The organism is Corynebacterium yudongzhengii, from assembly GCF_003065405.1.
Classification (GTDB): Bacteria; Actinomycetota; Actinomycetes; order Mycobacteriales; family Mycobacteriaceae; genus Corynebacterium; species Corynebacterium yudongzhengii.
On sequence record NZ_CP026947.1, the window covers coordinates 84,283 to 108,990 of the forward strand.

Annotated in this window: 26 protein-coding genes and 2 pseudogenes; 14 read left to right on the top strand and 14 right to left on the bottom strand. The window is 66.8% G+C overall.

Features of this window, described 5'->3' with window-relative positions; all coding sequences use genetic code 11:
- Window positions 1-84: 84 nt before the first annotated feature.
- Window positions 85-1,137, bottom strand: a complete 1,053-nt coding sequence (locus tag C3B44_RS00395) for an App1 family protein (protein ID WP_108432497.1) — start codon at window positions 1,135-1,137, stop codon at window positions 85-87.
- A gap of 60 nt (window positions 1,138-1,197) precedes the next feature.
- Between C3B44_RS00395 and C3B44_RS00400 the strand changes: the two genes are divergently transcribed.
- Together C3B44_RS00400 and C3B44_RS00405 are read left to right on the top strand one after the other, a co-directional pair.
- A complete protein-coding gene (locus C3B44_RS00400) occupies window positions 1,198-1,413 on the top strand; it encodes a helix-hairpin-helix domain-containing protein (RefSeq protein ID WP_146183501.1) in 216 nt (71 codons plus the stop codon).
- Between the two features lie 11 nt (window positions 1,414-1,424).
- Window positions 1,425-1,976 (top strand): hypothetical protein, encoded by a 552-nt coding sequence (locus C3B44_RS00405; RefSeq protein ID WP_146183500.1) that lies wholly within the window; start codon window positions 1,425-1,427, stop codon window positions 1,974-1,976.
- Here the strand turns inward: C3B44_RS00405 and C3B44_RS00410 are convergent.
- Window positions 1,973-2,446, bottom strand: coding sequence for a GNAT family N-acetyltransferase (locus tag C3B44_RS00410; protein ID WP_108430624.1), 474 nt, complete (start codon window positions 2,444-2,446; stop codon window positions 1,973-1,975). The genes C3B44_RS00405 and C3B44_RS00410 overlap by 4 nt on opposite strands.
- 17 nt (window positions 2,447-2,463) lie before the next feature.
- A complete protein-coding gene (locus tag C3B44_RS00415) occupies window positions 2,464-3,024 on the bottom strand; it encodes a DNA-3-methyladenine glycosylase (protein WP_108430625.1) in 561 nt (186 codons plus the stop codon).
- A 32-nt stretch (window positions 3,025-3,056) separates the two neighbouring features.
- Here C3B44_RS00415 and C3B44_RS00420 point away from each other — a divergent pair, with 32 nt between their 5' ends.
- Window positions 3,057-3,614: an HAD family hydrolase gene (locus tag C3B44_RS00420; RefSeq protein ID WP_108430626.1), complete on the top strand. Its 558-nt coding sequence runs from the start codon at window positions 3,057-3,059 to the stop codon at window positions 3,612-3,614.
- On the opposite strand, the gene C3B44_RS00425 is transcribed toward C3B44_RS00420, so the two are convergent.
- The 3 genes from C3B44_RS00425 to C3B44_RS00435 all read right to left on the bottom strand — a co-directional run bounded on the left by C3B44_RS00425 (window position 3,611) and on the right by C3B44_RS00435 (window position 6,595).
- Window positions 3,611-4,696, bottom strand: a complete 1,086-nt coding sequence (locus C3B44_RS00425; protein ID WP_108430627.1) for an ROK family transcriptional regulator — start codon at window positions 4,694-4,696, stop codon at window positions 3,611-3,613. The two genes, C3B44_RS00420 and C3B44_RS00425, sit on opposite strands and share 4 nt — an antisense overlap.
- 83 nt (window positions 4,697-4,779) lie before the next feature.
- Entirely contained in the window at window positions 4,780-5,772 is a 993-nt protein-coding gene (locus C3B44_RS00430) for a MinD/ParA family ATP-binding protein (RefSeq protein WP_108430628.1), read from the bottom strand.
- Between the two features lie 82 nt (window positions 5,773-5,854).
- The gene (locus C3B44_RS00435; protein WP_108430629.1) at window positions 5,855-6,595 is read right to left on the bottom strand and encodes an NAD-dependent deacylase; all 741 of its coding nucleotides are present in this window, start codon (window positions 6,593-6,595) and stop codon (window positions 5,855-5,857) included.
- 89 nt (window positions 6,596-6,684) lie between these two features.
- Here C3B44_RS00435 and C3B44_RS00440 point away from each other — a divergent pair, with 89 nt between their 5' ends.
- Together C3B44_RS00440 and C3B44_RS00445 are read left to right on the top strand one after the other, a co-directional pair.
- Complete coding sequence (locus C3B44_RS00440) at window positions 6,685-8,385, top strand: DUF885 domain-containing protein (RefSeq protein WP_108430630.1); 1,701 nt, start codon at window positions 6,685-6,687, stop codon at window positions 8,383-8,385.
- Window positions 8,386-8,709 (top strand): YciI family protein, encoded by a 324-nt coding sequence (locus tag C3B44_RS00445; protein WP_108430631.1) that lies wholly within the window; start codon window positions 8,386-8,388, stop codon window positions 8,707-8,709. It abuts the gene before it with no gap.
- A 534-nt stretch (window positions 8,710-9,243) separates the two neighbouring features.
- On the opposite strand, the gene C3B44_RS00450 is transcribed toward C3B44_RS00445, so the two are convergent.
- The gene (locus C3B44_RS00450; protein WP_146183499.1) at window positions 9,244-9,504 is read right to left on the bottom strand and encodes a hypothetical protein; all 261 of its coding nucleotides are present in this window, start codon (window positions 9,502-9,504) and stop codon (window positions 9,244-9,246) included.
- A gap of 218 nt (window positions 9,505-9,722) precedes the next feature.
- Between C3B44_RS00450 and C3B44_RS12040 the strand changes: the two are divergent.
- Window positions 9,723-9,965 (top strand): annotated as a pseudogene (locus C3B44_RS12040) (transposase); the annotation flags it as partial.
- A complete protein-coding gene (locus C3B44_RS00455; protein ID WP_278320634.1) occupies window positions 9,949-10,806 on the top strand; it encodes an IS256 family transposase in 858 nt (285 codons plus the stop codon). The pseudogene C3B44_RS12040 and the gene C3B44_RS00455, both read left to right, overlap by 17 nt.
- 489 nt (window positions 10,807-11,295) lie before the next feature.
- Here C3B44_RS00455 and C3B44_RS00460 read toward each other — a convergent pair whose 3' ends face one another.
- Genes C3B44_RS00460 through C3B44_RS12045 form a run of 3 tightly spaced genes read right to left on the bottom strand, consistent with a single transcriptional unit; the run spans window position 11,296 to window position 15,222 of the window.
- Entirely contained in the window at window positions 11,296-12,333 is a 1,038-nt protein-coding gene (locus C3B44_RS00460; RefSeq protein ID WP_108430633.1) for an AbrB family transcriptional regulator, read from the bottom strand.
- Complete coding sequence (hrpB, locus tag C3B44_RS00465) at window positions 12,330-14,648, bottom strand: ATP-dependent helicase HrpB (protein WP_108430634.1); 2,319 nt, start codon at window positions 14,646-14,648, stop codon at window positions 12,330-12,332. Before hrpB ends, C3B44_RS00460 begins: the two co-directional genes overlap by 4 nt.
- Window positions 14,641-15,222 (bottom strand): sugar O-acetyltransferase, encoded by a 582-nt coding sequence (locus C3B44_RS12045; protein ID WP_278320635.1) that lies wholly within the window; start codon window positions 15,220-15,222, stop codon window positions 14,641-14,643. The genes hrpB and C3B44_RS12045 overlap by 8 nt, the downstream gene beginning before the upstream one ends.
- Before the next feature lie 38 nt (window positions 15,223-15,260).
- Here C3B44_RS12045 and C3B44_RS00475 point away from each other — a divergent pair.
- Window positions 15,261-15,940, top strand: a pseudogene (locus C3B44_RS00475) (alpha-ketoglutarate-dependent dioxygenase AlkB).
- Here C3B44_RS00475 and C3B44_RS00480 read toward each other — a convergent pair.
- Complete coding sequence (locus C3B44_RS00480; protein ID WP_108430635.1) at window positions 15,934-16,746, bottom strand: M23 family metallopeptidase; 813 nt, start codon at window positions 16,744-16,746, stop codon at window positions 15,934-15,936. The pseudogene C3B44_RS00475 and the gene C3B44_RS00480 sit on opposite strands and share 7 nt — an antisense overlap.
- Before the next feature lie 169 nt (window positions 16,747-16,915).
- Between C3B44_RS00480 and C3B44_RS00485 the strand changes: the two genes are divergently transcribed.
- The 3 genes from C3B44_RS00485 to C3B44_RS00495 are packed head-to-tail and all read left to right on the top strand — an operon-like array spanning window position 16,916 to window position 18,770.
- Window positions 16,916-17,656: an SDR family oxidoreductase gene (locus tag C3B44_RS00485; protein WP_108430636.1), complete on the top strand. Its 741-nt coding sequence runs from the start codon at window positions 16,916-16,918 to the stop codon at window positions 17,654-17,656.
- 25 nt (window positions 17,657-17,681) lie between these two features.
- Complete coding sequence (locus tag C3B44_RS00490) at window positions 17,682-17,966, top strand: RNA-binding S4 domain-containing protein (protein ID WP_108430637.1); 285 nt, start codon at window positions 17,682-17,684, stop codon at window positions 17,964-17,966.
- 3 nt (window positions 17,967-17,969) lie between these two features.
- Window positions 17,970-18,770, top strand: coding sequence for a VOC family protein (locus C3B44_RS00495; RefSeq protein ID WP_108430638.1), 801 nt, complete (start codon window positions 17,970-17,972; stop codon window positions 18,768-18,770).
- An 8-nt stretch (window positions 18,771-18,778) separates the two neighbouring features.
- Here the strand turns inward: C3B44_RS00495 and C3B44_RS00500 are convergent, their stop codons facing one another.
- Entirely contained in the window at window positions 18,779-19,636 is an 858-nt protein-coding gene (locus C3B44_RS00500) for an alpha/beta hydrolase family protein (RefSeq protein WP_199222444.1), read from the bottom strand.
- Window positions 19,637-19,763: 127 nt separating this feature from the next.
- On the opposite strand from C3B44_RS00500, the gene C3B44_RS00505 reads away from it, so the two are divergent.
- The gene (locus tag C3B44_RS00505; RefSeq protein ID WP_108430640.1) at window positions 19,764-20,423 is read left to right on the top strand and encodes a CG0192 family protein; all 660 of its coding nucleotides are present in this window, start codon (window positions 19,764-19,766) and stop codon (window positions 20,421-20,423) included.
- A 7-nt stretch (window positions 20,424-20,430) separates the two neighbouring features.
- Here the strand turns inward: C3B44_RS00505 and C3B44_RS00510 are convergent, their stop codons facing one another.
- On the bottom strand, window positions 20,431-22,359 hold the full coding sequence (locus C3B44_RS00510; protein WP_199222439.1) for a M13 family metallopeptidase: 1,929 nt from the start codon (window positions 22,357-22,359) through the stop codon (window positions 20,431-20,433).
- Between the two features lie 41 nt (window positions 22,360-22,400).
- Here C3B44_RS00510 and C3B44_RS00515 point away from each other — a divergent pair, with 41 nt between their 5' ends.
- On the top strand, window positions 22,401-23,033 hold the full coding sequence (locus C3B44_RS00515) for a hypothetical protein (RefSeq protein WP_108430642.1): 633 nt from the start codon (window positions 22,401-22,403) through the stop codon (window positions 23,031-23,033).
- Complete coding sequence (locus C3B44_RS00520; RefSeq protein ID WP_108430643.1) at window positions 23,030-23,947, top strand: PrsW family intramembrane metalloprotease; 918 nt, start codon at window positions 23,030-23,032, stop codon at window positions 23,945-23,947. The genes C3B44_RS00515 and C3B44_RS00520 overlap by 4 nt, the downstream gene beginning before the upstream one ends.
- Here the strand turns inward: C3B44_RS00520 and C3B44_RS00525 are convergent.
- The gene (locus C3B44_RS00525; protein ID WP_108430644.1) at window positions 23,942-24,331 is read right to left on the bottom strand and encodes a TM2 domain-containing protein; all 390 of its coding nucleotides are present in this window, start codon (window positions 24,329-24,331) and stop codon (window positions 23,942-23,944) included. The two genes, C3B44_RS00520 and C3B44_RS00525, sit on opposite strands and share 6 nt — an antisense overlap.
- Window positions 24,332-24,708: the final 377 nt, after the last annotated feature.

The window sequence follows — 24,708 nt, forward strand, 5'->3', positions numbered from 1 at the left end:
AGCTAGAGGGTGTTACCGGGTAGCCGGAACCTTACTACCAACTACGCGGACACGCGCTACTACCTACCTCGAATCGGACCACCCCTACACAAAAGGATTCGCCTCGTATTTCTCCTTCAGCCCGAACCCATCCGGTGCAGAGATCGACGGCACTCCCTGATCGCTCGTGCGCGCCGGAGCGGTCAGGGACACCGCGGTGCCGTGGGCGAGGACGTGCTCGCTGGGGGTGAGCTCGCGGATCGCCACGCCCGCCACGGCCTCCGGGTGTTCGGCCACGAGGTTGCCGTAGGTCAGTGGGTCGTGCTGCCCGTTATCGCCGACCAGGATCCAGTTGATGTTGGGGTAGTCGATGATGAGGTTGCGTAGCTGGACCTTCTTGTGCTCGGTGCCGCTGCGGAACAGGCCGGTCGGTGTCGGCCCCCAGTCCGTGAGCAGCAGCGGGCCTTCCGGCAGCTGGTGCTGGTGGATGAACCTGATGAGGGTGTCGTAGGTGTTCCACGCGCCCGTCGATAAGTAAAACACCGGCGCGTGCGGGTGTTCGCGCAGGATGGTCTCGTAGAACTCCCGCATGCCTTCGACCGGCTGGCGGGCATCCGTCTTTTTCACCCAGGAGTTATACGCGGCGTGTAGTGCTCTCGGCAGGTTGGTGACCATGATGGTGTCGTCGATATCCGAGACGATCCCGACGGTCTGCTCCGAGGACGTGATGAGCACCTGCGCGTGCACCAGCCCGCCGTCTTCGGAAGCGACCTTGACCTCATGCCAGCCGGGCTTCAGCCCGTGGTCCTCGATAGAGAGGTCGAAATACCCGTTGTCATTGGTGTAGGTGGTGTGCGCGGTGCCGTTGGGAAGGCGCACCTCGGCGGGGTAGTCAGCGACCTGGATCGTGAAAAACTGCCGGTAGCCGCGCTTGGCCTCGTAGGTCGCCTTCTCCACACGTCCGCTCTTGTCCCGTGAGCGCGGGCCCTCCATGTTCGGGTCCTGCATGAGCACCCGGCCGATGACGTGCACGCGGTTGTCGGTGCCATAGCCCCGGTAGGGGAAGAGGTGCGGGCGCCAGCCCTTCTTCGTGCTCCGTCGCACTCCGAAGCGGTTGATCGTGTTTTCCGCGTAGCGGACGATGTCGGAGAATCCCATGCTGGCAAGATTACGGAAGTTGGCGCGCACAAGTGCGCACACCGGCCTAACATGAAGGTCATGGCAGTGGAATTCGAGGGGATTAAGGGGCTGGCCAGCCCCGCGCGCAAGGCCTTGCGGGAGGCCGGCTACCCGCATTTGGAAGCACTCGACGGGGCGAACTACCAGGATATTCTGGCTCTGCGCGGCATCGGCCCGCGCGCGCTGGAACGTCTGCAGCAGGCGCTGCTCGCACGGGGTTGGACGCTGATCGAGTGCCCCGTCGTCGAGCGCTAAGCTGGACAACTATGAACTCAGACACACCCGTGGTCGAAAGCTATACGGATGCCGCCTCGCTCGACATGCTGCGCTGGCTGATCGGCAAGCGGATCGAGTCCTATGGCGCCGAGGTGGAGGTCGACGAGGGCGTCGGCGCCTTCGCCGGCTGGCTGAAACTCTCCAGAGGATGGGTAGACGTCTCCTTCGACGTGGAGGTCACGGACTTCCCCGGCTTCGAGTCCTTCGAGCCTTTACTTCAGGTCACCCCGTCCATGACGGAGCGCGACGGCGATCCTTACCCCCTCGGCGCCGAGGTCACCGGGGTAACCCGCATCCAGGAGCAGCTCATCCAGTTCCACCGCCCCACCGACAAGGTGGACTGGTCCTGGTGGCGCGATGCGGGCTTGAGGTTTTCACTTTCCGACGGCCGCGAGCTCGTCTTCCACTGCCCGTCTACTCGCACGCCGGAGGTGCACATGCGCCTCGGATCCAAGGTCACGCTGCCGGCACCCGTGCGGAATACCTTCCAGTCCGGCAGGCTCCGCCGCTTCGAGGCCTACCGCCGCGAAGTGCTGCTCTAAAGATCCTGTAACGCGGGGTGCGCGTGCACGTCGCCGGCAGGGAACCGCGAGTCGCCGAGGCGCAGCGCGCGCAGCAGGTAGTCGTCGACATTCCCGGGATGGGTGAGAAACTCGGTGCGCACGAACCCGAAACGCCCGTAGTACGCGGGATCGCCCACCAGCACCGCCCCGCCGGCGCCGCCTTCTTTGAGCGCGTCGATAGCGTGCTCAATCAACCGGCTGCCGATGCCGCGGCCCCGGTGACCCTCAGCCACCGTGACGGGGCCGAGGGAGAACCAGCCGCCGGTGCCGTCGTCGATACGTACCGGCGAGGCGGCGATGTGGCCAACGATCTCGAATTCCTCAACCGCGACGAGAGAAACGGCGAGGGCGTTGTCGTCGCGAAGCTTCTCGACGACACCGCACCCCACCAGCTCCGTAATCGCCGGGATGTCGGCATCGGTCTCGCGGCGGATCGTCACATCATTCATACCGTCGATCCTAGGGCCTATCTCTTAGGCGTGCGACGTTGGGAAACGCTGCGCTCGCCGGGGATGAAGAAGCGTAGAGGCGCCTCGGTGTTGCGGCTGATCCCGACGCGCCCACTCGTCGCGATCTCCGGCACCCGCGAGCGTTCCTCCAACACAAACGACGGACCGCGCACCGAGGCCCCGTTATCGGCGAGGTCCAGTCCCAGCGCCTGGCCGAGGTTGCCGGGCCCGCGCGCCAGCTCGAAATCCGCGCGATTCCCGCGACGCTTGCGCGCGACCGGCAGCCCGTCGACAACCTCCCCGGCGCGCAGCAGGCACCCGTGGCCTATGCCCTTAGGCGCGCAGACGATGTTGCCGGCGAGGTGGATGCCGTAGGAGAGATAGACATACATCCTCCCCGGGGCGCCGAACATCGCGGCGTTGCGCTTCGTGGGCCCGCGGTAGGTGTGGGCGGCGGGGTCGTCGGCACCTAAATAGGCCTCGACCTCGGTAATCCGCAGCGTGACACCGGCGTGCGTGAGGTGAGCGCCGAGCAGTTGCGGGGCGACGACATCAGCGGTAGCAGCGAAATCGATCACACCCGGCGAGTCTACGCATCTACTCTGGAAGCATGACCGCGCTGCTCATCGACTACGTCGGCGTGCTGGCCCACCCGCCCGGCGACAAGGCCCGCGCGCTCGTCGAGCACGCCCTCGGCGCCACCGGGTTCTGGGACGACTTCGCGCAGCTGCGCCCCTTATTGCTCACCGGCGAGATCGACGAACGCGGCTTCTTCCAGCGCCTCGCCGCCCGAACTGGGCTGAGCCTCACAGATATCGACGAAGCCATCGCCGCCACCCGCGCCGGGCAGCTGGACTTGGACGAAAAGGCGGTGCGCGCGGTGAGCTCGCTTGTCGACGACGGCCGCCTCGTCGCACTCTTCGCCGACCTGCCCGCCGGGGTCGCGGAGCACCTGCGGCTGCGCCTGGACTGGCTGGGCACGCAGGTGCCGGCGATTTTGAGCTGCGATCTGGGCTTGCGGGTCGATGACCCGCGGGCGGTCGCCGTCGCCCTGGAGGTCTGCGGGGTGGCGGCCGAAGAGGCGCGCTATGTCACGCGCGGCGAGGGCGTGCCGGGGCTCGAAACGATCGCCTACGAAGGCCCTGAGCAGCTGTTTTCCGCGCTCTAGCCGGCCAGGGACAGCGGGTCGCGCAGCACCCTATCCAAGGCGATGGCCCGGGCGATGGCGCGCACGACCTCGTCGTGGGTGGGGATCAGGCGTAGCGAGGCGCCCTGGAGGTCGGCGCCGAGCTGCTCGCGCACCGAGCGGGCGAACTTGCCGGGGGCCTGCGGGTCGTCGATAAACGCCCCGCCCGCCACGACCAGGGTGTCCGGGCGGTGCTCGGAGATGAGCTCGGCGGCGAGGACGCCGAGATCGCGGGCGCGGGTATCGAGCCGTGCGCGCGAGGAGTCGTCATCGCGGGCGACGAGCTCGGGAAGGCTCGTGGCGCCGGTGCCTTTCAGGAGGCCGGCGGTGGTGAGGAGGGTGTCGTCGGCAAGCTCGACGTCGAGTTGGCGCACCCCGTCGCCGTCGGTGCGGGCGGCGCCGATGGAGTCATCGGCAAACAGCGCGAGCGCCGTCGGGGGAGGGGAGGCGAAGTGCAGTTCAGAGGCCTGCAGCTCGGAACCCAAGATGGCGGGCACGGCGGCGGAGATCGTCACCGGCACCGAGAATTGATAGTGCAGGCGGCCGATGATGTCGATGCGCCGCCACCCAAGCGAGGGCGCATCGACGCTGCCGTGCGGCTCGATGAATCCGGGGAAGGTCAGCCCCACGGTGGTCAGGGGCCGCGGGATGCCGACGGTGAGCCGGTTGAGCCCAGCCATGAGATGCTCGATGACATCGTCATGCGCCATCGTGGCGATCGGCAGGTCGATGGTGGTATCGCGGATGGTGCGGCCGCGGACGTCGAAAAGCCCGATGTAGGTGGACTGCGTGCCCACCGCGATGCCGCCATGCATCCACGGCGAGTCGGTGAGCTCGACGGGCACGGTGGGCCGGCCGCGGCCGTGCGAGCGCGTGAGGTCGGTGCGCTGGATGACGAGGCCGGCCTCGATGAGCGCGTTGACCGCGCGGGTCACGGTCGGCTGGGATAAGCCGGTGGCCTCGACGAGCTCGGCACGCGTGGTCAGGGGAGTCAGTCGCATCAAATGCAGGCATTTGGCCGCGGGGGTATCGGGCAGCGCGAAGACTGACTCAATCGGGGACATGGACTAGACCATACCGAAATTAGACCGGGCGGTCCGCAATGAGGACCTATTTTCGATGATTTTCTAGACCGAGGTGTCTAGTTTCAGGTGGCGGCGTGGCGGTGCCAAGACCCGAAATCATCGGCGACGATGCCCGCCAGCTGCAGATACGCCTCGTAGGTCGCCGGCTGGAGCCGCTCCAGATCGATGGTCGCGCCCTCCGAGAGATGCCGATCGAAAGGGATGTGATGCACCGCGCGGGTGCGCGCCGCGAAATGGGCGGTGAGCTGCTCTAAGTCGATGGTCGGGGCCTCGTCGTGCGCCGCCGAGACCACCACGACCGAGTTCGCCGCCAGGTGCTCATAGCCGTGCAGGTTCAACCAATCCAAGGTGGCCGACGCCGACTGCGCGCCGTCGAGCGCCGGCGAGGTCACCAGCACCAAGGTGTTGGCCAGCGCCAACACGCCCGACATAGCGGAGTGCATGAGGCCGGTACCGCAGTCGGTGAGCACGATGTTGTAGTGATGCTGCAAGATATCGATCGCCCGGCGATAATCATCCTCCGAAAACGCCTCCGAGACCGCCGGGTCGCGCTCCGAGCCGATGACCTCCAGCCGGCTCGGCGCCTGCGAGGTAAAGCTGCGGACCTGCGGGTAGCGCGACGTATCCTGCGCAGCGAGCAGATCGCGCACCGTCGCATGCCCCGGGGCGGCCACCCGCTGCGCCAGCGTGCCGAGATCCGGGTTCGCATCCACCGCGATCACCCGATCCCCGCGCACAGAAGAAAACACGCTGCCCAGGCACACCGTGGTGGTCGTCTTGCCGACGCCACCCTTCAAACTCATCACCGCGATGCGATAATCGCCGCGCAGCGGCTGGCGGATGCGCTCGAACAACTCGGTGCGGCGCTGCTGCTCCGGCGAATCGCCCGGATTCACCCGCCCGCCGCTGAGGCGGTGCACCAGGCGACGCCACCCGCTCTGCGGCGCGCGGCGCACCGGATTGACCAGGTTCGACTGATCCAGTGCCACCGGTGGAGTCAGGCGCGGTTCTGCGTTGTGCTTCTGCTCGACATAGGCGTGGGCGCCAGTAGTCATACATACCCCCGAAAAGAATCTGTGGTTATCCCCCGTGGGCCCCTAGCCTAACGGCGATTGGCCGTGGGCGCGCGGCGAGTGGCTACGTGGCGTCGATAAGTTCCGGCAGCACGTGCCCGGCGGTGCCGTCGAGATGCACGTCGACGATGTGCGAGAGGTCCGTGCGCTGCGGGGTGACCTCGATGATCGGGGTGCCGGCCTCGGCGGCGATCAGCGGCAATGAGGCCGCGGGCTGGACCACCCCGGAGGTGCCGACGATGATCACCGCATCCGCCTCGATCATGCGCCTTTCGGCCTCCGCCCACTCCTTTTGCGGTAGCGGCTCGCCGAACCACACGACACCGGGTCGGATGAGGTTTTCGCACAGCGGGCACGTGGGTGGGGTGAGGGCGGCGACGGGCTCGTCGGGAAGCTCGACCTCGCCCCGCCACGGCCGCGAGCAGATGGAGCAGCGGAAGTCGAACAGCGAGCCGTGCAAATGGACGACGTTTTCGCTGCCGCCGCGCTCGTGAAGATCGTCGATGTTCTGGGTGGTGACGGTGACGCGCTTGCCCTCGCGCTGCGCCAGGCGGGCGATCGCCATGTGGCCGGGGTTGGGCTCGGCGCGGCGGACCAGCGAGGCGCGCCAGAGATACCAGGCCCACATCTCCTCGGGGCGTATGGCCCACGCGTCGATGCTGGCCATCGCCATGGGGTCGACGTTTTCCCACACGCCGGTAATCGCGTCACGGTAGGTGGCTATGCCCGAGTCCGCGGACATACCGGCGCCGGTAAACACCTCGATGTGGGAAGCGGAGTCCAGGATTTTGCGGGCCGTGTCCATGACTTCCAGGTTACGGGCGGCAAATCCAGGTGTCGACGCGCGTTTCTCAAGTAGAAAAGCCTGCCCGCCGGGGGTTAAGATCTGCCGTTATGAGTTCCGAGTTTAATGAGTCCGACGCCCGCACCGGCACGGACTCCATCGAGGATGGCGAACGCGCCCCGTCGCTACTCGACGCCACCTGCGAGGGATACGTCTACGACATGGCCGCCCTGACCCCCACCGACGCCACCGCGTGGGGCATCGAGGGCTACGACGGCGAGCTGCAAGACTTCTCGCCCGACTATTGGGACGAGGTCGCTGAGCGCACCCGCGACATGATTGCCGACGTCGACGCCCTCAACGACGGCACCGACGACTCGGACGACGACGATGACTTCGACGGCATCGACCAGGTCACCGCTGACATCCTCGTCGACCGCCTGGGCTTAGAGCTCGACCTGCACCACCGCGGCGAGAACCTGCGCCTGCTCAACAACATTGCCTCGCCGGTGCAGACCATCCGCGACTCCCTGGTACAGATGCCGAAGGACGGCGCCGACGCCCACGACAACGTCCGCTCGCGCCTCTCGCGCGTGCCGAAGGCGCTGCGCGGCTACTGCGACTCCCTGTCCGAGGCCGCCGCCCAAGGCAAGGTCGCCGCGCACCGCCAGATCGACGCCGTCATCGACCAATGCGAAAGTCTCGCCGACTCCGGCTCCCTCCTGGAGAGCCTCGGGGTCGATCCCGACTGCGCAGAAGTCAGCAAGGCCAAGCAGGCCTTCGCGGAGTTCGCCGACTGGCTGTCGACCGACCTGGCCCCGCAGGCCGCGCACAACGACTGCGTCGGCCGCGACCGCTACGAGCTGTTCTCGCACTACTTCGTCGGCGACTTGGTCGACCTCGACGAGGCCTACAACTGGGCCCGCGAGCGCCTCTGCGACATCATCGCCGAGCAGGAATCCATCGCCCACGACCTCTACGGCTCCGACTGCTCCGTCCGCGGCGCCTTCCGCCGCCTCAACGAAGACGAGCGCTACACCCTCACCGGCACCGAAGCCCTGCGCGAATGGATGCAGAAGCTGGCCGACGAGACCATGGACACCGTCCACGGCACCCACTTCAACGTGCCCGAAGAGCTGCGCACGATCGTCGCCCGCATCGACCCCGCCGGCACCGGCGGCATCTTCTACACCCCGCCGACGGAAGACTTCACCCGCCCCGGCCAGATGTGGTGGTCCGTGCCCCCAGGCCAGGAAACCTTCCACACCTGGCAGGAAAAGACGACCGTCTTCCACGAGGGCGTGCCCGGCCACCACCTGCAGCTCGGGCAGGCGCTGGCGCAGGACGACCTGAACCTCTGGCGACGCGTCGCCTGCTGGAACTCCGGCCACGGCGAGGGCTGGGCTCTCTACGCGGAGTCGCTCATGGACGAAGCCGGCTTCTTCGAAGACCCCGGCTACCGGATGGGCTACCTGGACTCGCAGCGCCTGCGCGCCGCCCGCGTGGTGCTGGACATCGGCGTCCACCTGGGCAAGAAGGTCCCCGAGGGCACCGGCGTGTGGGACGGCTCCTACGCGAAGGGCTTCCTGCGCGAGAACTCGGCGATGGACGAGGCCAACCTCGCCTTCGAGATCGACCGCTACCTCGGCTGGCCCGGGCAGGCGCCCTCGTACGCCCTCGGCCAGCGACTCTGGCGCGAGGTGCGCGAAGACGCCCTCGAACAGGGGCAGAGCCTGCGCGAATTCCACGACCGCGCGCTCTCCCTAGGCTCCGTGCCGATGTCCGTGCTGCGCACGGAGGTGCTCGACTAGATGCCGCAGTTCCTCCTCGCGGCCGTCTACGACCCGGATACTGCTCCTGGTTTTGATTCTGGGGTTGCTTCTGGGGTTGACGAGTTCAATCGCAGCCTCGAAGCGCACGGGCAGCTGGTCACGGCGGTGGCCCTGACCCCGCCGAGGAAGGCGACGACGGTGTCCACCTGCGGAAGGCTCGGCGACGGCCCACTGCGTCCCGGAGGTCTACAGCTCGGTGAGTTCTGGATCGTGGAGGTGGACAACCGCGCGGCAGCGCAGGCTCTCGCGGTGCGCGCCGCGCGGGCGTGTGGCAGGGGTATCGAGCTGCGCGAGTTGGCTTGAGAGGCTTTTGCGGATTGGGTCGGGAAGCTTTTTGGGTTTGCGCTGTTCGGGACGGTGTTTCTGGCTTTTTTGTTTGGGCTTGCGTGGATGAGGGGCGTTGGCTGGCCGGGACGTCGAAATCAGATGGTCGAAACGAACCCTCCTTTCGGCCAGCGGACCCCTCCTTTCGGTGAGGCTCCTTTCGACTTCGGTGGTGTGGGAGAGCTTTCGGTTGGGGTGTCGGCCAAAGCGAGTAGGCGCTAGGGCAGGGGCCTGTGGCTGGTCGGCGGGCGCGCTCCGGCGCGCGTTTGAATCTGCACTTCTGCCTCACCTGTCACAGCTGAAACTTAACGCCGTTTAGCTGGCTCTTCCGGTCGAAAGCAGCGGGTCGAAACGAGCACTGAACTCGACTTTGCAGGACTCGTTTCGGTGCACCTGATTTCGACTTCGTGAGTGGTCCTGCGCGGGGTGCGACTAGCGGCGGCGAAAACTATGCCATGGCATAAAACCAGCCGGGGTCTGCTACGACTCTGCCGGGACTATTCGGTCGCATAATTAATCCCGGGGTTCGCGTACCCACGCCCCGATCACGCCAGGGACCACCGGCGGGCGCTCACCCAGCAGGTCACGCATATTACCTTCGCGTTCGACCTGGCTGGTGATCGTGCGGATCTTGCCTCTGTTGTTCGGGCTGTTTGTATTCCGTGCGCCGGGTGCTCCGGTGACGTCCGTTAGCGTGGTGTATCTGTAGCTGCCGGTGAGGACCCCATGGAAGATGTGGGCGGCCACCGCAGTACCTTTCGAATCCGTAACCACACTTCCTCGAAAGGGACACCACGATGGCCGCTGGCCCCCATTCTATCGACCCGACTACCTACCTCGACGAACTACTGGCCCAAGCCTCCCCGGACCTAATGCGCGAGATGCTCCAAGGTTTATCAACCAGATCCTTTTCGACCCAGGCCGACTAAGTCTGCGGCGCCGAGGACGCCACCGTCAGTGACAACCGCACCAACGTCCGAAACGGCTACCGCCACCGCGACCTCGACACCAGAGTCGGCACCATCGACGTCGCCGTGCCGAAACTACGCACCGGTTCCTTCTTCCCGGACTGGCTGCTTAAACGGCGCACCCGCACCGAACGGGCCTTGACCACCGTGATCGCCACCTGCTACCTCAAGGGTATCTCCACCCGCAGGATGAACGACCTGGTCGCCAGCCTGGAGATCAACAACCTGTCGAAGTCTCAGGTCTTAAGAGATGGCCAAAGATCTTGATCAGATGGTGGAGGACTTCCGCACCCGACCCCTGGATACCGTCCCCTACCTGTATGTTTCCTGCGACGCGTTGACGATGAAGGTGCGTGAAGGCGGACGGGTCGTGAAAACCTCCGTGCTGCTGGCCACCGGCGTGAACGCGGAAGGCTACCGCGAACTACTCGGTATGCAGGTCGCCACCTCCGAGTCGGTGGCCTCGTGGACCGGGTTTCTTCCGCGACCTGAAAGCCCGCGGCTTAAACGAGGTGTACCTGGTCACCAGCGACGCATACGTGGGCATCCAGCACGCGTCATCGGCGAGGTCCTGCCCAACGCCTCCTGTCAACGCTGCCGGACGCATTGCGCGAAGAACCTCTCCGGAGTGGTGCCCAAAAGCCAATGGCCGACCTTGTCGGCGATGTTCCAGACGATCTTCCAGCAACCGGACGCCGCATCGGTGTGGAACCAGGCCCGGGACGTAGTGACTTTCTGTGAGCAGAAGTTCCCGCACGTGGCCGACTACCTGGAAGAAGCCCTGGATGAGCTACTCGCGTTCACCCACGCCCCGAAAGCAGTGTGGACGAAGGTGTGGTCGAACAACCCCACCGAGCGGCTGAACCGGGAGATCTGCCGGCGCACCGATGTGGTGGGGATCTTCCCCAACCGCGACGCGGTGATCCGCCTGGTTGGTGCCGTGTTGGCAAAGCAGCATGATGAGAAGGATCCAGCAGAAGCGCTACATGTCGTTGACGAGCCTGGAGCAGACGAAGACCATGATGGCTGCCCACCACATCGATGCCGGCGACATTGTTCAGGAGGTTGCATGAGCCAGTCGCACCATCGGGCTCGTGCCGGTCCCTGAGATCGTCATGCTGCTTGTTTTATCGAAAGGCAGATACACCACTCGCGTGGACTTGACCAATACTCTCGGCTTGTGGGTCTAGGAGCTCTTTTAGATCCCACTATGCGGCCGCATAGTAACTACCTAGATTACGCACGCGCGTAATCGGAGTGCTGTTCACAGCAAACACCTGCTTTCGAGCCCGAGTCACTATGCGGCCGCATAGTTCTCGAGCGAGCGCCGAGCCTGAACTATGCCATGGCATAGGCTCGGCGGCCCCTTACGCTGCTGGAGTCCGAACTACTATGCCGCCGCATAGTCGATCCCCGCCGTCTTACGCCTCACGGGTCACAGTCAACGCGCCACAGCCCAAAACAGCGCCCGCGCGGTCGAATTCACCCTCACCGAAAGGAGTCCGAAAACAGCGCCCTTTCGACCCCGCACCCCCTCGTTTCGGGGCGCCTCCTTTCGACCGCGCGAGCCAAAAACGAGCGCAAAACCCCAACCAACCTACCTCCGCAGGATCAACCGCAAGAGCTGCGGCAGCCAGCCTGCGACCAGCAGCACCATGATCAGGCGGATCAGCTGGAGTCCGACCACCTCGTAGCCGGCACCGCCTTCGGCGCCCAGGGCGAGGACGGTTTCTAGCGCGCCGGGGCTCGTCGCTAAGTACGCTTCGAAGTAGGTGATATCTAGCCACCCGACCAGCGGCACGGCGGTGAGCGCGCAGGCAGCCATCACGATCACGATGAACGCGATCGTCGCCGGCAGGTTCCGCGAGAACGCTTTGAGCGCGGGCACGGAGAGTGCGCCGCCGCAGACCCAGCCTATCGAGAGGAACGCCAGGATGGTCAGGGCTTCGGGTGGGGCCATGGTCAGGCCGTCGGGAAGTGCCCAGGAGATGAGCACCGTCAACAAGAGCGGGGCGAACACGCTGGGTACCGGCAGGTGCACGAGGCGGCCCAGCCTTTCGCCGACGAGCGCCACCGTCACCACGAGGAGCAGCATCCACCAGGGCTGGTCGCCGCCGATGGTCAGCGCGCTGGATTGGTTGTCGGGCCAGGTGAGAATGCCCGCGACCAGCGGCAACGTCACCGAGACCGCCAGCAGGCGCAGGTATTGGCCGAGGACCACGAAGCGCATGTCGGCACCCACCTCGGTGGCGATCGCCGGCATCATCGACGCCCCGCCGGCGAGCATCGACAGCACCCCGGATTCGGGAGAGATGTCACGCTGCGAACGCGCCAGCAGCAGACCGCCGACGATGCCGATCCCGACCGTGATCACCGCCACCATGAGCCCCGCCGGCAACACCCCGAGCAGCTGGCCCGGCGGCACCCCGACGAGCGGCACCGCCGCTAAGATGCCGATCATCCCGCGGGCGAAACGGTAGAAGTGGGGGTTGACTTCGAGTTCGCGGCCCGTCGATAAGACGAGCGAGCCGGAGACGAGGATCGCGCCGAGAATCCAGGCCGCCGGGACGTCGAGCCAGCTCAGCAGCGCGCCCACGGCGACGGAGGCGGGAGCGACGAATAGCCAACGCATCATTTCTTCGTCCTCGCGGTCGTTTTCGCTGTTGCGGTCGCGGTCCAGGGATCCTCGGGCCAAGGATGTTTAGGATAGCGCCCCCGCATGTCCTTGCGCACCTCCTGATAGGGCCCGGAGAAGAAACTCTCGAGGTCATCGGTGACCGCCAGCGGCCGCCCCGCCGGCGAGAGCAAGTGGAACTGCACCTTCACGCCCGCGCATTCGGGAGAAGTGGTCATCCCGAAGCATTCCTGCAGCTTGACGCGGACGACGGGACGGCCGGTGGAGTAGTCGATGCGCGGGTTGGAGCCGCTCGGCACGTGGAGGCGCGAGGGCGCGAGGTCGTCGAGACGCGAGGCCTCCGGCCAGGGCAGGATCCGCTGCATCGCGGGGTACATGTCCACCTTGGCCAGCGGCGTGCCGCGTGCGACGTGCTCGAGCTCCGGGCCGACGTCGGCGCGCGCGGGATCCGGCCACGGCTCGCCGCACTGCTCGTGGAGGAAGGCGAGCCGGTCGCGTAGCGCCGCCGCCTTCGGCGAGTAGGTGAAATCCGCGGCGCTCACGGAGTCCGCCAAAGCGCTGGCCGCCTGGTCAGGCGCGACGCGCACGGGCGTCGAAGACAACTCGATCGCCCCGGCCCGGCGGACTTTGCGGCCGCGGACGGAACCTTCGTGCAGCGTCGCGACGACCCGCTCCTCCACGCCCACGGCGGCTAGGGCGTCGGCTTCGTCGATACGCGCCGCCGCCCGAATCACCGAGCCCTTCTGCGTGCGCGAGACGTCGGCGACGGCCAGCCACTCGGCGCCGCGCAGCCCATAATCGCCGGGCAGGCGGGCGCGGGTGCCGGAGGCGAGCAGGTAGTCGTCCTCCCCGGCGCGCCGGGCCACCCACTGCGGAAAAGCGCTGGCCACGACCCTGCCCGCAGACACGGGGCCCTTGTCGGCGACGAGGCGCTGCAGGCGTCGTGCGACGCGCTTATCGACGCGCGCCCGCCCCACGTCCCCGGTGGGGGACTCGGAAAGCACGGCGATCACGTCGGCGGCCTGGCGGCCGTGCGCATCGAGCGCCGCGGCCAGGCGGGGATCCAGCGGGAGGGCGGCGAGGCGGTGGCCGGTGTCGGTGGCGCGGCCCTCGTCGTCGATGGCGTGGAGGGCGCGGAGGGTGTCTTCGGCGTCGTGCAGCGCGCGGGGCGGGGGAGGATCGAGCAGCGCGAGGCCCTCGCCGCGCGGGGTGCCCCACACCGCGAGGTTAAGCGCGGCGTCGGTGAGGTCGCTGGTGGCGATCTCCGGGGTGATATGCGCCGCAAAGTGCTGGTAGTCGCTCTCCGCATACGCGCGGATCACCCAGCCCGGGCCCTCGCGCCCGGCGCGGCCGGCGCGCTGGTCGGCGGTGGAGACGGCGGCGGAGATCGTCACCAAGCCGGTCATCCCGCGCAGGCTGTCGCGCCGGGGCACGCGGGACAGGCCGGAGTCGACGACGATGCGCACCCCCGGCACCGTCAGCGAGGATTCCGCCACGGCGGTCGACACCACGATCCGCGGCTGCGCAAAGCGCGCCAGCGCCGCATCCTGCTCGCGCGCTTTAAGCCGCCCGTGCAGCGGCAACGCGGGATAATCCCCGCTCAGGGCGCCGAGCACCAGCTCGACCTCGCGCACGCCGGGTACGAACACGAGCGCCGACTCGCCGCGGCGCGCCACCGCCTGCTCGGCAAGTCGGGCCAGATGCGCGTAGAACTCGCGGGTACCCTCGATGCGGCCGGGATGGGGCTGGTAATCGATCTCGAGCGGATGAGTCACGGCGGGGGTGGAAAGGATGTTGGCGCCGTCGAGAAGCTCCGCGAAGCGGCGGGCATCCAGGGTCGCCGACATTGCCACCACCTGCAGGTCTTCGCGCAGCGCGCGTAGCTCCGCGACCATGCCGAGAACCAGGTCCGTATCCAGCTGGCGCTCGTGGACCTCGTCGAAGATGACGCCGGTGACCGACTCGAGGCCCGGGTCGTTGAGCAGGCGCCGGATGAGCACACCCGGGGTCATGAACTCCACCGCCGAACCGTCGTAGTGCTCACCGCGCACGGAATAGCCGACGCGTTCGCCGAGCTCGCTGCCGTCGAGAAGCGCCAGCCGCCGCGCCGCTGCCCGCACCGCCACCCGCCGCGGCGCCGTGACCAGCACTTTGCCGCCGGTGTGTTGGGCCAGCGCGGGCGGGACGAGCGTGGTCTTGCCGGTGCCGGGTGGGGCCTCGACGACGAGGGAGCCGGTGGCGTCGATGAGCGGGCCTAGCCTAGCGATCGTCTCCGCGACCGGCAGGCCCGCGCCGATGGATTCGAGATCAAACATGAAGCTCCCGCACAATCTTCGCCGGCACCCCGGAGACCAGGGTGTCGGCCGGCACGTTACGCGTCACCACGGTGCCGGCGGCCACCACCGCGCGATCGCCGATACTCACCCCGGGCAGGATCGTGGCGCCGGCGCCCAGCCAGCAATCCTCGCCGATGGTCACCGCTCGTGTGATCTCCCATCCGGCGCGGCGCTTGGCCACGTCATCGACCGGGTGGGTGACCGTAATCAGCGAACACTTCGGCCCGATCATGGTGCGATCACCAATCGTCACCGGCCCGCAGTCGAGGATCGTGACGTCGAAGTTGACGAAACAATCCTTCCCGAACGTCGTGTTGACCCCATACTCGATCTGGAAAGGCGTGAGCATCTCCGGGGCGTGCGAGCCGGGCGCGAGCAGCTCGCGCAGAAGCTCCTGCGCCCGCGGCAGATCGGTGTTTGCCAGCTCGTGGATCTTCCGGCTCAGCTCGCGGGCGCGCGCGTGCCGGGCGGACTGCTCCGGACCTCCCGGCAGATACCATTGCCCGGAGACCATGCGCTCAAAGCTGTGCGCATCACTGATGGATTCGGTCATGCGCCCATTGTGCGCGTGAAGGCCCGAGGAGGAAAACTGTGCCCACGCTTTTCGACGACCTCCCGCGCCCCCACCGCCGCGTGCGCGCCGGGATCGCGCACCTGCCGGGCTGGCTGAGCCTAGAGACGCAGGCGGGGCTGGTGCGCGAGGCCCGCGAGATCGCGCGCGGGGTGGCCGGCACGCCGTTGCGGATGCAACGTCCGGTGGTCGCCGGCGGGCAAATGAGCGCGTATGTCTTATCGCTGGGTCGGCACTGGCGCACGCGCCCCTATGGGTACGTGCGCGAACTCGGCGGGGTGCCGGTGCCCCCGCTGCCGGATCGGCTGGTCGCGCTGGCGAAGGCCGCGGTGCGAAAGGCCGCGGAGCTGGCGGAAGAGCTCGAGCCCTGGCTGGATTCTTATCGCCCGGAGGCGGCGCTGGTGAACTACTACCCACCCGGGGCGGGGATGGGCATGCATATCGGCGACCACGAGTCCTCCACCGCCCCATCGTCAGCTTCTCGATCGGGGATGAGGCCGTCTTCCGCCTCGCCAGCACAGAGTCCGCGAATGCGCCTTTCGACGACCTCACGCTGCTCTCCGGCGACGCGGTGGTCTTCGGCGGGCCGGCGCGGATGGTCTACCACGGCATTACCCGCCTCAACGCGAACACCGGCCCGCGCGGGACCGGTGTCAAAGAGGGGCGGATCAACATCACGATCCGCCAGGTGGATTACTGAATGGTGATGCCGCGCTCGGCGAACCACGGCACCGGGTCGACGGCGCCGTTGCCGGTCGGGTGGATCTCGAAGTGGAGGTGCGAGCCGGTGGAGAAGCCCTCGTTGCCCATGCCGGCGATGTTCTGGCCAGCGGAGACACGGTCGCCGACGCTGACGTTCAGCGAGACCATGTGGCCGTAGATGGAGATCGAGCCATCGTCGTGCTTGATGCGGATCCAGTTGCCGTAGCCGGAGGCCGGGCCGGCGTCGATGACGGTGCCGTCCATGATCGCGAGGATCGGGGTACCGATGGCGTTGGCGATGTCGATGCCCTTGTGAATCGTGCCCCAGCGCGGGCCGAAGCCGGAGGTGAACACGCCCTCGGTCGGCTTGACGACGGCCGCGTTCAGCGGGTTGAGGATATCCCCAGCGGACGAGGAGGACAGGCCCTCGGCGGCGGCAGCGGCGGCAGCAGCAGCCTCAGCGGCGGCAGCAGCAGCCTCGGCGGCCTCGCGCTCCTCGACGGCGGCGACGGCCTTATCCAGCTGGTCCGCCAGGCCGGCGACCGGCTTGTGCTCGGCGATGGCGAGGACCTGCGGGGTCTCGCTCACCGGCTCGGCGGAAAGGGCCTCCGCGTCGCTGGTCTTCTCGATATCAACATCCACCTTCTCCGGTGCTGCCTGCAGAGTGGCGGCTGCGGCACCACCGGCGCCGGCGGCGGAGACCGTACCGGCGGCGACCGTGACCAGCGCAACGCGTCCCTTGAACGACTCAGACGTGGTGACCTTGCGATGGCGGCCGCGGGATCCGGAGTGCGAAAAGAGCATGGAGAAACTTTCTATTCGTTCGCCGCGACGGCTCGCGGTAGTGGCGGATTGGAATAAAAATGTAACGTTTTCGTTACGGACCTGTCTGAGAATAACGCGGGAATCACGACGCGGCAAGTCCTTCTCACACCCTTGCGGGTAACTATGTCTTAGACCACAATCGGAAACCATGAGCGCAGCAGGTAGCAGCACCGAATCCGCCCGCCGCGTCGCCGTGATTACCGGAGCCTCCTCCGGCATCGGCGCCGCCGCCGCCTACGCCCTCGCGCAGGCCGGGTGGGACGTCGTCTTAGGCGCCCGCCGCCTGGAGCGCCTCCAGGAGGTCGCCGAGGCCACCGGTGGTCGGGCGATCGCGTTGGATGTCACGGACCAGGCCTCCGTCGATAATTTCGCCTCCCAGATCGAGCGGGCGGACCTGCTCGTCAACAACGCCGGCGGGGCGAAGGGCCTCGAGCGCTTCTTGGATACGGACATGGAGCACTGGGAGTGGATGTATAACACCAACGTGCTCGGCACGGTGCGGATGACCAAAGCCCTGCTGCCGAAGCTGCGCGCCTCCGGCGACGGGCTGATCATCAACATCGGCTCGAAGGCCGGGCTCGATCCCTATGAGAACGGCTCCGGCTACAACGCCGCCAAGTTCGGCCTCAAGGCGCTCACCCGCGTTTTGCGTATCGAAGAGATCGCCGACGGCCACCCCGTGCGCGTCACCGAGATCGACCCCGGCCGGGTGGCCACGGACTTCTCGCTCGTGCGTTTCGACGGCGACCAAAAGCGTGCCGACGCCGTCTACGCCGACAAACTCAACCTCAGCGCCGCAGACATCGCCGAGGCGATCCGCTGGGTGGCTTCCCTGCCGCCGCACATGAACATCGACACCATGAACATCATGCCGAGGGACCAGGCCTAGTACGCGGCGGCTAAAATCGGTGCCCATGACGGACACAGTCGCAGTCTCCGGAGGCAGCATTAAACTCGGCCAGTTCATCAAGCTGGCCTCGCTCGTCGAATCCGGAGGTCAGGCCAAAGAGCTCATCGCCGCCGGCGCGGTGACGGTGGACGGGGACGTCGAGACGCGGCGCGGCCGCACGCTCACCGGCGGCGAGCTCGTCTGCGTCGAGGGGATGTGCGCGCTGGTGGGCACGGAAGAAGACGACGACTACTTCGACGAAGCCACCGCCGACGACGACTTCGACCCCGAGAAGTGGAGGAACCTCTAAACCATGCCCGCCTTCGCCGCCCACGGGGGAATGCCCTACTGGATTGACCTGCGCTCGAGCGATCCGCGCAAGTCCCGCTACTTCTACTCCAAGCTTCTAGGCTGGGAGGTTACCGGCGAGCCGGAGCATCTCATCGCCCGCCGCGAGGGCCTGCCCGTGGCCGGCATCCTGCCGAACGACGGCTCCGCGCCGGATACCTGGGTCACCTACTTCCTGGCCGACGACATCGATCAGCTCGCCCGCGACGTCGCCACCGCCGGGGGCCGCGTGCTCGTCGAACCCACCGACGTGCCCCAAGGCCGCATGAGCATCGCCGCCGATAATGCCGGCGGGCTCTTCGGGCTCATCGAACCGGTCGACGAGGAGGCCTTCATCGCCGCCGGCGAGCCCGGCACCGTCGTCTGGCACGACTACTCCGCGACCTCCCAGTTCCGTGCGGTCATCGACTTCTACCACGAGGTCTTCGGCTGGGACCTCCAGGTGCTCGACGACGGCGCCGGCACCGGGTTCGCCACCGCCCTAAGCGACGGCGCCGCCTTCGCCGGCCTGCGCGACGCCGAGAAGATCTTCAGCGCGGACGTGCCCAGCTTCTGGCAGTCCTTCCTCGGGGTGGCTGACGTCGACCAGGCCTGCCGCGTAGCCGCGGACTTCGGCGGCGAAGTCATCCGTGCGCCCTTCGAGGCCGAGTTCGGGCGCCTCGCCATCATCGCCGATTCCACCGGAGCCACGGTCACCCTCTGCGAGGTCGACGAGCCCGTGATCGAAGAAGACCTGCGCGAATCCGACGATATTCTCAACCTCTAGCGCGCGGCTTAGAGCTCGCGCAGGAACTCCGCGACGTCCCGGATCCGCTCGCGGGCGACCTCCGGGGTGGAGATGCGGTGGGTGGAGAGGTACTCGCTAACTGAGTGGTCGTCGATACCTTCCGGCCGGGCGGCGATCTCATCCTGGGTGGCGATCTGCACCAGCGTCTTAGGCCACGTATCCGGCTCCGGCACGCTGATTTCGCCGCGGATGTCGGCGGGCAGGTTGTCGACGGACGCCAGGTCCGGGAAGGTGAGGACGAGGGCGTCGGCACGCGCGGCCTGCATCGCAGCCAGCGCCCCGCCCGAGGAATAACCCCAGGCCGTGACGTGCTTCGCGCCCTGGCTGCGCGCCCAGTCGAGAGCGCGGGCGACGGTGGCGTCGATCTCTGCGAGGCTGGCGGCCGGGGCGAGCGGATGGTCGAGATCCAGGATCGTCGTATTCGACAGCGCGGCCGCCGCGGCGACCTCCGGGCGCCACTGGAACTCCAGCGCCTCGCCCGCGCCGCGCCACCAGCCGCCGGAATGCAGGCTGATGACCCACTTCCCGCTCGGGTTCGGCGGGCGCATGATCAGACCGTTGAGCTCGGGCACCTCCTCGGTGTCCACGCCGCGGCCATAAGCCACGCCCGGCATCGCGTGGTCGACGGCCGAACCGAGCATGAGCATCGCGGCGTGGGTGATGCGGTCCGGAAGCTTTCCGACGTAGCGATCCGCCGGCCCCGGGTCCCCGCTGCCGCCCTTCCACGGCGGGGCGAAATCGGGCAGCTCGTAGTGTGCCTCCATATAGCTGAGCAGCTGCTCCAGCTGCTTTTCGGGAGGCAGGGTGCGCCGCACCCCACCGACGTGGAAGCTGTCGGCGCCCATTTCGTTCAAGGGGTAATCATCGTCTGGCGAACCTGGCTCGAGCTTCGGGGGAGGAGTCATGGGCCCCAGCGTAGCGCGCGACGTCACACTAGGGTGGGATACAAGAGACGTCTCGGAAAGGCAGAACATGAGTGGAACCGCAGAAATCTACCCCGATGCCGAACTGAACCCGACGAAAGAGGACATCGCCGCCCGCTACGGCGGCATCAAGACGCTGATCGGCACCGCCCGGATCGTCGACCCCGCCGGCAAGGTGGGCATCGAGATCTACTTCGGCGGCGAGGACTCCAGCCGGCAGCGCCTCATCCAGCTTCCGGTGACCTACCGGGAAAACGAGATCGACCCCGAAGGCACGCTCACCGAGATGGAGCACAATATCTTGGGCAAGCGTTTCGTCACCAACGCGCTGCACGATCCGGTGGCCGTCACCGAGATCATCCGCACCATCGTCCAAGGTGACGACGGCGCCGCGCACTCCGACGGCCCCGCGCCCGCCTTCCGGCTGCAGGGCTCCGGCGACGAGCCGGAGACCACCGTCGAGGAAGCCCAAATCGCGGAGGCGACCCGCCAGCGCGCGGTGGGCACCGTCACCGTCAACGGCGAGGTGCTGTCCTATAAGCTGCGCATGACCAACCTGCCGCACCCCTTCCGCCGCGGGGAGACGGGCTACTCCACCTCCCGCCTGCACCTCACGGCGACGCCGGCGAATGCGGGTTCGGACACAGACTCGGACGATGACGCGCTGGTCATCGCCGAGCTCGTGCTTTCCGACGGTCTGTTCAACTAGGACCCGGTTACCAGATGGTCACCCGGTCGGCGGGGGCGAGGTAACCCTCGTCGTCCTCCGCGAACTCGGGGAAGGCCTTGTAGAACTCGTCGATGTTCGCGACCACCTGGTTGCAGCGGAACTCCGCCGGCGCGTGCGGGTCGATCGCCAGGTACTGCTGCTGCATCTCCGGGCGGATCGCCGTGCGCCACACGCGCGCCCACGCCAGGAAGAGGCGCTGCAGGCCGGTAAACTTCCGGCCCTGAATATCGGGCGAGCCTTCGGCGATGTCGAACTCGCTGGGCTCGTCCTCGCCGTGGGCCTCGACGTATTTCTGATACGCGACCACCGCGATGCCTAGCCCGCCGAGGTCGCCGATGTTCTCCCCGAGGGTGAACTCTCCGTTCACGCCGCGGGTCTCGATTCCCTTCTCCTGCAGAACCTGGGGCACCAAACCGTCGTATTGATCCACGAGCTTGCTGGTCAGCTCGTTGAACGCGGCGCGATCATCGTCGTTCCACCAGGATTCGAGGTTGCCGTGGCCGTCGTAAAGCGATCCCTGGTCGTCGAAGCCGTGGCCGATCTCGTGGCCGATGACCGCGCCGATCGCGCCGAAGAGCTCCGGGGTGTCGAAGGAGGGGTCATAGAACGGCGCCTGGAGGATCGCGGCGGGGAACGTCACGTCGTTGACCACGGGGTTATAGAAGGCGTTGACGGTCTGCGGGGTGGTCACCCACTCGTCGCGATCCGCCGGCTTGCCGATCTTGCCCAGCTCATAGTCGTGCAGATACTGAGCGCCGGCGCGGACGTTATCGAGAAGGTCGGCGCCCGCGGACTGAAACTCGAGGCCCTCGTAGGAGCGCCACTTGTCGGGGTATCCGATCTTCGGGCGGAACTGTGCGAGCTTCTCCAGCGCCTTCTGCTTCGTCTCGTCGGTCATCCAGTCGAGCGCCTGGATGCGCTCGTGGTAGGCCTTGAGCAGGTAATCGACGAGCGTGAGCATCTCCTTTTTGGAGCTGGCCGGGAAGTACGTATCCACATAGACCCGGCCGATCTCCTGGCCCACCAGCGACTCCGCGAGAGAAACGCCGCGCTTCCAGCGGGCCTTCTGCTCCTTCGCACCGGACAGCCGCGTGCCGTAGAACTCGAAGTTCTTCGCGCTGACCTCCTCCGGCAGCACGCCGGCCCGCGAGCGCAGGATGTGCCACGTGCCCCACAGCTGCCAGTCGGCGAGGCGGTCGTCGCTAAGCAGCGACGCCAGGTGATCGAGGTAGCTGGGCATCATGCTGACGACCTCGCCGGCGGGCATCCCACCGGCGCGCAGCAGCTCCTGGATGATGCCCGGCAGCGAGGACAGCTCGACCTTGTTATAGGTCTTCACCGCGTCGCGAGAGGCCACCACATCCCAGTGACCTGCGGCGATCTCCTTTTCCAAGCGGACGGTGCGCTCGGCGGCGGTGGCGGCGTCCAGCCCGAACAGGCGCGCCGGGTCGAGGAAGCCGAGCATCGTGGCGACGTGCTCGCGATACGCCTCGAGCGTCTCCGCGTGTGCCTCGTCGCGGTAGTAGGCCTCATCCGGAAGCCCGAGGCCCGACTGCACCACATACGCGATGGCGTCTTCCGAGCCCGAGTCCTTCTCGACCCAAAAAGTCACCGGCGCCCCCACCCCGCGGCGCTCCAGTTCCCCGAGGCGACGGGCGAACTCCGTGACATCGCGGGCCGTGAGGCGGTCGAGGTCGTCGTCAAGCGGGGCGAGCCCGGCGGCGTCGACCCCGGCGGTGTCCATAAACGAGGCGTAGAGGGTGCCAGCCCGGCCCGTGTCCGTCTCCACGAGGCCATGCACCTGCTTCTCGGCGGTGTCCCGCAGCTGGTGGAAGGTGCCGTCCACGCCGCGGTCGTCGGGGATCACGTGCTTATCGAGCCAAGGTCCGTTGACGTAGCGGTAAAGATCATCCATGGCCCCGATAATAGGCGCTGGCCCGGGTAGGCTGTGGCAGTATGCGCGCCGTGACTGCGAGTAGATACCAGCTGAAGCCTCGTCGTACCTTCAGCTATATCGCCATTATCGTGGCGTTTTTCACGGTGCTGATGGGCGTTCCGTGGGCGCTGATGTTAGCGATCCCGCAGGCGCAGACCGAGCGGGAGCCGGTCGTACTCTCCTCGGCGTCGCATGACATCGAAATCCCCGTGACCGTCGGCGGCGAGCAGCTGCGCTGCGCCAGCAACTTCGAAGCGATGCTGATGTTCGGCTATGACTGCGGCGACGTGCTCGTCGAATCCATCATCCACGACCAGGTCGCCGACCGTGAGCGCACCCTCCGTCGCATGATGAGCGCCAGCTCGGCGGGCTTCGTCGAGGCCGACGGAGAGGTGATCAACGTTGGCGGCACGCTGGTGCTTTTCGACGATCTCACGCACCGCATCGGCATCCTCACCGAGATCGACGGCGGGCGCACGATGTACGCGCAGGTCCAGGACGTCGGTGCGAGCGACAGGTTCCTACCGATCACCGACGGGGTGTGGCGGGCGCTTCACGACGAACCCCTGCCCGCCGAACTCGCCGCCGCGGTGGAGGAACTCGGGGCGGGGTCGCTGTCGGAATCTCTGTCCGAATCGTGGGAGTTTCTATGAGCCGTACGTTTTTGGTCTTCGCGATTCTCGCCACAGTGGTCGCGGTTCCGTTCATCGCCTTTAACCTGATAGTCGGGTTCCTGGGTTCCACCACCGCGGCCGGGATGGGGCTCGTGTTCTCCTTCGGGTACCTAGCGCTCATCCTCTTGGTGCTGCGGCTGACGCCCTTCTGGCCGAGGCTGCCTTTCGGGCAGACGCTGTGGTGGATGGTTGCGTCCCTGATGTGGGGCGCGGGTTTCTGCATGACGATCGTGCTGCTCACCGCCGGTCCCGCGACCTACATGGCCCAAGCCGCCGGCTGGGAAGACGCGCTGGCCTCGTTCGGCGGCGCCTACCCCGAAGAACCGGCCAAGGCGCTGGGCGTGCTGGTGATCCTGCTGGCCTTCCGCGGGCTCAACCGGCCCTGGCACGGCTTGGCGACGGGCGCCGTCGTCGGCTTGGGCTTCGAGACGATCGAGAATTTCCTCTACGGTGCCATGCTGGCCTCGCTGCACCCAGATTCGGATTTCGACGGCGTCATCGGCGCCTGGGTCCTGCGCGTCTTCGCCGGTCCTGGTCTGCACATCATCTGGACCGGGCTGGTCGGCTGGGGCCTTGGCCAGGCGCTGTTCGCGGCGCGGCGCGGCCTGCTCTGGCGCTTCGGTGTCGTCTTCGGGTGGCTCTCGGTCGCCTTCGTCGCTCACTTTTTGTGGAACTACTTGGGCTCGAACTCGGTGGCGCTCGCGACGATGGTGCTCGCCGGCGTGATTCAATACACGGCCATCGCGTGGGTGGTGTGGCGAGCCTGGCGACAGGCCAAGCGCGACCGCACCTATGTTTACACGAAAGGTGCCATTACCTCGATCAAGCAGTGGCGCGAGACAATGCCGCCGGCGCGGGGGAGGCATCGCGTGGAGGCTGAAAGCGGGTTATGATTTCAGCGGAACGCCGCGCGAATCCTTGTCGTAGCCCCCGCTGCCAGTAGCGATGAAAATCAGTTCGGTGACCCACCACGCGAACAAGATGATGATCGTAAGACCGCCGATGATCCATCCCACCCACGGGATAGGGGTGATCAGCGTGGCCAGATGCCCCAGGATTCTGAAGATCCCGCGGGTGGTCTGGCCGAGGTAGAAATTACCCGCTCCTATCCCGGAGAGGAAGAAAGTCAGAAGGAAAGCGGCTAATTTACTCTTCTGCTTCGACGGGTGCACCGGAAGTCCGTCTTTGTCGTAGAGCGTCGTGTCTGCCGACGAGTGGACGGCTGGGTAATGGCTGGCGGCAGTCGAGTTGGACTGCTCGGGGCTGGGCTGCGTCATGGGAGTTGGCCTTTCTGGGCTGCTACAAGCCCTCTTCAGAACTGGTACGAGGGCAACATTAAGAAAGCTGGCGGCGGGTGGGAATGAAAACGGGGAGCGCTCCCCATGACTGCTCTTGTGGGGCTTCGCGAGGGCTGCGCACTATGCGGCCGCATAGTGATATGTCGCCGTTGCGGCGTGTGCCGGGGGTAGTTTTCGCAAGAAAAACACGTCCGGGCCTTGACCGCAGGCGAGAAAAGGGGTTGAGGTAGAGCCACGACGAGCCGGTTACCGGAGCGTTGTCGCCTGGAGCCGCGGAGGCTCCAGAGATTTTTCTGGGCTAAGTTTCTACCGCATCCCGCTGTTTACTATGCGGCAGCATAGTTGAAAGCCGTGTC

Bases quoted from the DNA above. Each gene is read 5' to 3' on its own strand.
- C3B44_RS00405 (WP_146183500.1), top strand. From the start codon at position 1,425: ATGAACTCAGACACACCCGTGGTCGAAAGCTATACGGATGCCGCCTCG.
- C3B44_RS00495 (WP_108430638.1), top strand. From the start codon at position 17,970: ATGCCCGCCTTCGCCGCCCACGGGGGAATGCCCTACTGGATTGACCTG.
- C3B44_RS00400 (WP_146183501.1), top strand. From the start codon at position 1,198: ATGGCAGTGGAATTCGAGGGGATTAAGGGGCTGGCCAGCCCCGCGCGC.
- C3B44_RS00455 (WP_278320634.1), top strand. From the start codon at position 9,949: ATGGCCAAAGATCTTGATCAGATGGTGGAGGACTTCCGCACCCGACCC.
- C3B44_RS00505 (WP_108430640.1), top strand. From the start codon at position 19,764: ATGAGTGGAACCGCAGAAATCTACCCCGATGCCGAACTGAACCCGACG.
- C3B44_RS00420 (WP_108430626.1), top strand. From the start codon at position 3,057: ATGACCGCGCTGCTCATCGACTACGTCGGCGTGCTGGCCCACCCGCCC.
- C3B44_RS00510 (WP_199222439.1), bottom strand. From the start codon at position 22,359: ATGGATGATCTTTACCGCTACGTCAACGGACCTTGGCTCGATAAGCAC.
- C3B44_RS00410 (WP_108430624.1), bottom strand. From the start codon at position 2,446: ATGAATGATGTGACGATCCGCCGCGAGACCGATGCCGACATCCCGGCG.
- C3B44_RS00440 (WP_108430630.1), top strand. From the start codon at position 6,685: ATGAGTTCCGAGTTTAATGAGTCCGACGCCCGCACCGGCACGGACTCC.
- C3B44_RS00485 (WP_108430636.1), top strand. From the start codon at position 16,916: ATGAGCGCAGCAGGTAGCAGCACCGAATCCGCCCGCCGCGTCGCCGTG.
- C3B44_RS00520 (WP_108430643.1), top strand. From the start codon at position 23,030: ATGAGCCGTACGTTTTTGGTCTTCGCGATTCTCGCCACAGTGGTCGCG.
- C3B44_RS12045 (WP_278320635.1), bottom strand. From the start codon at position 15,222: ATGACCGAATCCATCAGTGATGCGCACAGCTTTGAGCGCATGGTCTCC.
- C3B44_RS00500 (WP_199222444.1), bottom strand. From the start codon at position 19,636: ATGGGCGCCGACAGCTTCCACGTCGGTGGGGTGCGGCGCACCCTGCCT.
- C3B44_RS00395 (WP_108432497.1), bottom strand. From the start codon at position 1,137: ATGGGATTCTCCGACATCGTCCGCTACGCGGAAAACACGATCAACCGC.
- C3B44_RS00515 (WP_108430642.1), top strand. From the start codon at position 22,401: ATGCGCGCCGTGACTGCGAGTAGATACCAGCTGAAGCCTCGTCGTACC.
- C3B44_RS00480 (WP_108430635.1), bottom strand. From the start codon at position 16,746: ATGCTCTTTTCGCACTCCGGATCCCGCGGCCGCCATCGCAAGGTCACC.
- C3B44_RS00460 (WP_108430633.1), bottom strand. From the start codon at position 12,333: ATGATGCGTTGGCTATTCGTCGCTCCCGCCTCCGTCGCCGTGGGCGCG.
- C3B44_RS00445 (WP_108430631.1), top strand. From the start codon at position 8,386: ATGCCGCAGTTCCTCCTCGCGGCCGTCTACGACCCGGATACTGCTCCT.
- C3B44_RS00435 (WP_108430629.1), bottom strand. From the start codon at position 6,595: ATGGACACGGCCCGCAAAATCCTGGACTCCGCTTCCCACATCGAGGTG.
- C3B44_RS00430 (WP_108430628.1), bottom strand. From the start codon at position 5,772: ATGACTACTGGCGCCCACGCCTATGTCGAGCAGAAGCACAACGCAGAA.
- C3B44_RS00490 (WP_108430637.1), top strand. From the start codon at position 17,682: ATGACGGACACAGTCGCAGTCTCCGGAGGCAGCATTAAACTCGGCCAG.
- hrpB (WP_108430634.1), bottom strand. From the start codon at position 14,648: ATGTTTGATCTCGAATCCATCGGCGCGGGCCTGCCGGTCGCGGAGACG.
- C3B44_RS00425 (WP_108430627.1), bottom strand. From the start codon at position 4,696: ATGTCCCCGATTGAGTCAGTCTTCGCGCTGCCCGATACCCCCGCGGCC.
- C3B44_RS00525 (WP_108430644.1), bottom strand. From the start codon at position 24,331: ATGACGCAGCCCAGCCCCGAGCAGTCCAACTCGACTGCCGCCAGCCAT.